This is a genomic window from Thermophilibacter sp. (genome assembly GCF_966187215.1).
Window position 1 is genome coordinate 1 of the sequence record NZ_CBIFYV010000043.1, and the last position, 5,249, is coordinate 5,249.

Annotated in this window: 5 protein-coding genes; 1 reads left to right on the forward strand and 4 read right to left on the reverse strand. The window is 66.7% G+C overall.

What is annotated here, in order from left to right:
• Positions 1 to 59: 59 nt before the first annotated feature.
• Positions 60 to 560 carry a dihydrofolate reductase gene (locus ACWTSU_RS04000; RefSeq protein WP_455138590.1) on the forward strand — a complete coding sequence of 167 codons (501 nt, stop codon included), beginning with the start codon at positions 60 to 62 and terminating at the stop codon, positions 558 to 560.
• A 225-nt stretch (positions 561 to 785) separates the two neighbouring features.
• Here the strand turns inward: ACWTSU_RS04000 and ACWTSU_RS04005 are convergent, their stop codons facing one another.
• From ACWTSU_RS04005 to ACWTSU_RS04020, 4 genes are all read right to left on the reverse strand, one after another.
• Positions 786 to 1,559 carry an aminoglycoside phosphotransferase family protein gene (locus ACWTSU_RS04005; RefSeq protein ID WP_455138591.1) on the reverse strand — a complete coding sequence of 258 codons (774 nt, stop codon included), beginning with the start codon at positions 1,557 to 1,559 and terminating at the stop codon, positions 786 to 788.
• 45 nt (positions 1,560 to 1,604) lie between these two features.
• Positions 1,605 to 4,226, reverse strand: coding sequence for a bifunctional acetaldehyde-CoA/alcohol dehydrogenase (adhE, locus tag ACWTSU_RS04010; protein WP_455138592.1), 2,622 nt, complete (start codon positions 4,224 to 4,226; stop codon positions 1,605 to 1,607).
• A 312-nt stretch (positions 4,227 to 4,538) separates the two neighbouring features.
• A complete protein-coding gene (locus ACWTSU_RS04015) occupies positions 4,539 to 4,871 on the reverse strand; it encodes a hypothetical protein (RefSeq protein WP_455138593.1) in 333 nt (110 codons plus the stop codon).
• Positions 4,871 to 5,249 (reverse strand): His/Gly/Thr/Pro-type tRNA ligase C-terminal domain-containing protein (locus ACWTSU_RS04020; RefSeq protein WP_455138594.1); only part of this gene is annotated, 379 nt, incomplete at its 5' end. The genes ACWTSU_RS04020 and ACWTSU_RS04015, both read right to left, overlap by 1 nt.

The window sequence follows — 5,249 nt, forward strand, 5'->3', positions numbered from 1 at the left end:
AGGACTGTCTGAGCGCCGGACCCATGCGCCCGGCCCACCCTCACAGAAAGGTTTGAGAGATGACATGTCAGCTGAACGCGATCGTGGCGGTGTGCGACGACTGGGGCATCGGGCTGGACGGTGACATGGTGGTGCGCAACCGGGCCGACATGCGGCGGTTCGTGGAGCTCACCATGGGGCACCCCGTCATCATGGGACGCCGCACGCTCGAGAGCTTCCCCGGGGCGCGCCCGCTCAAGGGACGGCGCAACGTGGTGCTTACGCGCGACGCGTCCTTCTCGCCCGAGGGCGTGGAGGTGGCGCATACCGTCGAGGAGGCGCTCGCGGCGGTGGCGGACGAGCCGGAGGCGTGGGTCATCGGCGGCGGCCAGGTCTACGCCGAGCTTCTCGGCCGGTGCGCGCGGGCCGAGGTGACGCGCAACCACTGCGTGTGCCCGTGCGACACGCGCTTCCCCGACCTCGACGCCGACGACGCCTGGGAGCTCGCGCACGTGGAGCCCGGCGGCGTCACCGACGACGGCGTGGCCTTCGACTTCGCCACCTACGTGCGGCGCCGCTAGCCCGCGACCTTCTCGCCAACCTGCCGCGAACAAATAGCATACACTTCACGAGCAACCTGAAAATTTTCATTGCGTTTTGCCGATTTCGGATTTTGAAATGCATGCTAATCGAGGAGCCATGAAGGGTGCCACCATCCCGAAAGGGTGCACCATCCCGAGACGCAAAAAGGGGCCCGCCAGCCACCTCGGCTGACGGGCCCCTGACGCTACGCGGTCGCGACGGCGCTAGTCGATGTCGAGCGCGGCGTCGACCTGGCTGCGGAGGAACTCCTCGGCGTCCTTGCGGCCGCGAGAGAGCTCGGCGGCGGCCATGACGGGCACCCAGTAGTGCACCTTCTGCTTGGCGACGTCGGCCTTCTTGGAGAAGATGTCGAGGTAGCGCTCGGCGTGGCCAGGGTGATACATCTTGAAGAGGATGTAGGTCATCGCGGCGTCGGCCTCGGGGAGGCCGCGGGTGACGTGGGTCCAGTCGCAGGCGTAGAGCGCGCCGTCCTCGCCCACGATCACGTTGGACGGGTTGAAGTCGCAGTGGCAGATCGCGCGGCCGGCGCCCATGCGATCGGCGCGCATCTGCAGGTCGTAGCGCACGGACGGGTCGAGGCCCGGGGCCTTGCCCACCATGCCGGCGATCTTGGTCTTCTGGTCCTTGAGCAGCTCGGGGGCCGGCGTGCCCTGAATCTCGACCTGGAAGTCGACGAACTGCTCGATCAGGCGGTCGTACTCGTCGGTGCCCTCGGCCGCGTCCATCAGCGAGCGCATGGTGACGCCCGGCACGTACTCCGTGGAGAGCGCCCACGCGCCGTCGGCGACCTGCGAGACCTCCAGCACGCGCGGGACGCGCACGCCGGCCTCGGTCACGCGGGCGAGGTTGAGCGCCTCGTTGAAGACGTCGGACGCGGGCTTCTCGGCGTTGAAGACCTTGACGATGCGATCCCCGTCAACGTAGACGACCTTGTTGTGGCGCTCGACGATGACCTGCTTGCTGTCAGTGAGTTCCATTGCTGCCTCCTTCTGGGCAACGAGAAGAACGTGGGGTGGGCGTGACTAGTCCTCGTAGGAGGTTGCCTCGCGGCCGTAGAAGGCGTCGAGGTACAGGCTCTTGATCTCGGACACGAGCGGGTAGCGCGGGTTGGCGCCGGTGCACTGGTCGTTGAAGGCGTTGAGCGACATCTCGTCCAGCGTGGCGAGGAAGTCCTCCTCGGTGACGCCGAAGCCGGCGATGGTCTCGGGCACGCCCACGTGGGCCTTGAGCTCCTCGATGCGGGCGATGAAGTTCTCGAAGACCTCGCGGTCGTCCTTGCCCTGGATGCCGCAGAAGCGACCAGCCTCGGCGTAGCGGTGCAGCGTCTTGGGGTGGTCGTACTGCGGGAAGGTGCCCATCTTGACCGGGCGCTCGGCGGCGTTGTAGCGCATCACACGGGTCAGGATGACGGCGTTGGCCATGCCGTGCGCGATGTGGTGGTAGGCGCCGAGCTTGTGGGCCATCGAGTGGTTGACGCCCAGGAAGGCGTTGGCGAAGGCCATGCCGGCGAGGCACGAGGCGTTGGCCATGTGGTCGCGGGCCTCGACGTCGGTGCCGTCGTCATAGGCGCGCTCGAGGTAGGTGAGCACGAGCTTCATGGCGCGCAGCGCGATGCCGTCGGTGAAGTCGGACGACATGACGGAGACGTAGGCCTCGAGGGCGTGGGTGAGCACGTCGACGCCGGAGGCGGCGGTGAGGCCCTTGGGCTGGGTCATCATGTTGTCGGTGTCGACGATGGCCATGTTGGGCATGAGCTCGTAGTCGGTGATGGGCCACTTGGTGCCGGTCTTCTCGTCGGTGATGATCGAGAAGGGCGTGACCTCGGAGCCGGTGCCGGAGGACGTGGGGATGGCCACGAAGAACGCCTTCTTGCCCATCTTGGGGAAGGTGTAGACGCGCTTGCGGATGTCCATGAAGTCCATGGACATGTCCTCGAACTTCTCGTCCGGGTTCTCGTACATGGACCACATGATCTTGCCGGCGTCCATGGCCGAGCCGCCGCCGATGGCGATGATGCAGTCGGGCTCGAAGGCCTTGAGCTGCTCGAGGCCGCGCATGCAGTCGCCGAGCTTGGGGTCGGGCGAGATGGACCAGAAGCTGGCGTGGGTGATGCCCTGCTCGTCGAGCGAGGCCTCGATCTTCTTGGTGAAGCCGCTCTTGTAGAGGAAGGAGTCGGTCACGATGAAGGCGCGCTTCTTGCCGTAGACCTCGGAGAGCTCGCGCAGGGCCACGGGCATGCAGCCCTTCTTGAAGAAGACCTTCTCGGGAGTACGGAACCAGAGCATGTTCTCACGCCTCTCTGCCACGGACTTGAAGTTGAGCAGGTGCTGGGGGCCGACGTTGCCCGAGACGGAGTTGCCGCCCCAGGAGCCGCAGCCCAGCGTGAGGGACGGCGAGAGCTTGAAGTTGTAGATGTCGCCGATGCCACCCTGGGCGGCCGGGGTGTTGATGAGGATGCGGCACGTCTTCATGCGGCGCGCGTGCTCGGCCATCTTGTCCTTCTCGCGGGTGTCGATGAACAGCGAGCTGGTGTGGCCGTAGCCGCCGTCGGCGATGAGGCGCTCGGCCTTCTGCAGGGCGTCCTCCCAGTCAGTGGCGCGGTACATGCCGAGGATGGTGGTGAGCTTCTCGTGCGCCCACGGCTCGGAGGGCTCCACGGACTCGACCTCGCCGATCAGCACCTTGGTGCTGGCCGGGACGGTGACGCCGGCAGCCTCGGCGATCTTGGGGGCGGGCTGGCCGACCATCTTGGCGTTGACGCCGCCGTTGACGATGACGGTGTTGCCGACCTTGGCGATCTCGTCGCCCTTGAGGAAGTAGCAGCCGCGGCGCTCGAACTCGGCCTTCACGGCGTCGTAGATGCCGTCGAGCACGATGACGTTCTGCTCGGTGGCGCAGATCATGCCGTTGTCGAAGGTCTTGGAGTGGATGATTGAGTTGACCGAGAGCTCCACGTCGGCGGTGTCGTCGATGATGGCGGGGTTGTTGCCGGGGCCGACGCCCAGGGCGGGCTTGCCCGAGGAGTACGCGGCGTTGACCATGCCCGGGCCGCCCGTGGCCAGGATGATGTCGGCCGAGCGCATGAGGGTGTTGGTCATGTCGAGCGACGGCACGTCGATCCAGTCGATGATGCCCTTGGGCGCGCCGGCCTTCTCGGCGGCCTCGCGCACGATGGCCGCGGCCTCGGCGGTGCAGGCCTTGGCGCGCGGGTGCGGCGAGATGAGGATGGCGTTGCGGGTCTTCAGGCAGATGAGCGACTTGAAGATGGCCGTGGACGTGGGGTTGGTCGTCGGGATGACGGCGGCCACCAGGCCGATGGGCTCGGCCACGCGCTTGTAGCCGAAGGCCGGGTCGTCCTCGACGACGCCGCAGGTCTGCATGTCCTTGTACTTGTTGTAGACGTACTCGGAGGCGTAGTGGTTCTTGATGACCTTGTCCTCCATGATGCCGTAGCCCGTCTCCTCGACGGCCATCTGGGCCAGCGGGATGCGCGCCTTGTTGGCCGCCATGGCGGCCTCGTAGAAGATCTTGTCCACCTGCTCCTGGGTGAACGTGGCGAACTCGGCCTGCGCCGCGCGCATCTGGTCGATGCGCTCCTGCAGGTCCTCGACGCTCTCGATCGGGGTCCGGTCAATGTCTGCCATGCGTTCCTCCTATTTCTCGGACCGCCCCCGCACGCGGAAGGCGGGCGCGGTCTTACAGAAGACGTGCTTTCGGCACTGCTTTTGAGTATAGCGAATACGGCGTCTCGGGCGTCTCGACGGGGCGGGTTGCGTACAATCGCTCGGGTTACGTACAGTCTTGTGGGTTACGTACACTGTTCAGGAACTGATATCGGGCCGAATTTCGGAAAATCGCAGGTCAGAGCATCGCCCTTCTCGGTATCAAAATCGCATCGGTGTACGTAAGTCGGACGGCTGTACGTAACCGCCAGGGCCCAGCAGCGAGAAGGGCGCTCACGAGCCGGCGAGAAGCCCCTCGAGCTCCATGACCTGCTCGCGGGCGTCGCGCCCGTCGGCCTCCCAGAGCTCCCACTCCCCCGCCGGCGCGCCGGACGTCCGGTACGCCACGCGCGGCCCGAAGCCGCCCACGAGCTCGCACGACGCGCGGCCGAAGTCGGGGTCGGCCTTGAGGCCGGAGTAGCGCACCGCCTCCACGCGCGGGTGGCACGCGAGGTAGCTGGCCACGACCTGGGCCGCGTCGGAGAGGGCCCTCCAGCGCTCCCGCCCGAGCTCGGACGAGAGCGTCTGGAGGGCCCCCAGGTCCAGGAACTTCTCGATCTCGACCACTAGCGGCGCGCCGCGATCTCGGCGCGGACGTCGGTGATGAAGTCGTCGAGGTTGGCCACGTGGGTCTCGTTGGAGCGGTCGCGCACCGAGATCGTCTTGGCCTCGACCTCCTGCTCGCCGAGGATCAGCATGTAGGGCGGGCGGTCGACGCTGCGGGCCTCGCGAATCTTGTAGCCGATCTTCTCGTCGCGCTCGTCGAGCACCGCGCGGATGCCGGCGGCCTCCAGGCGCTGCGTGACCTCGCGGGCGTAGTCGCGGCTCTTCTCGGACACCGGGAGCACCTTGACCTGCACGGGCGCGAGCCAGGTGGGGAACTTGCCGGCGTAGTGCTCGATCAGGATGCCGATGAAGCGCTCGATGGAGCCGAAGCACACGCGG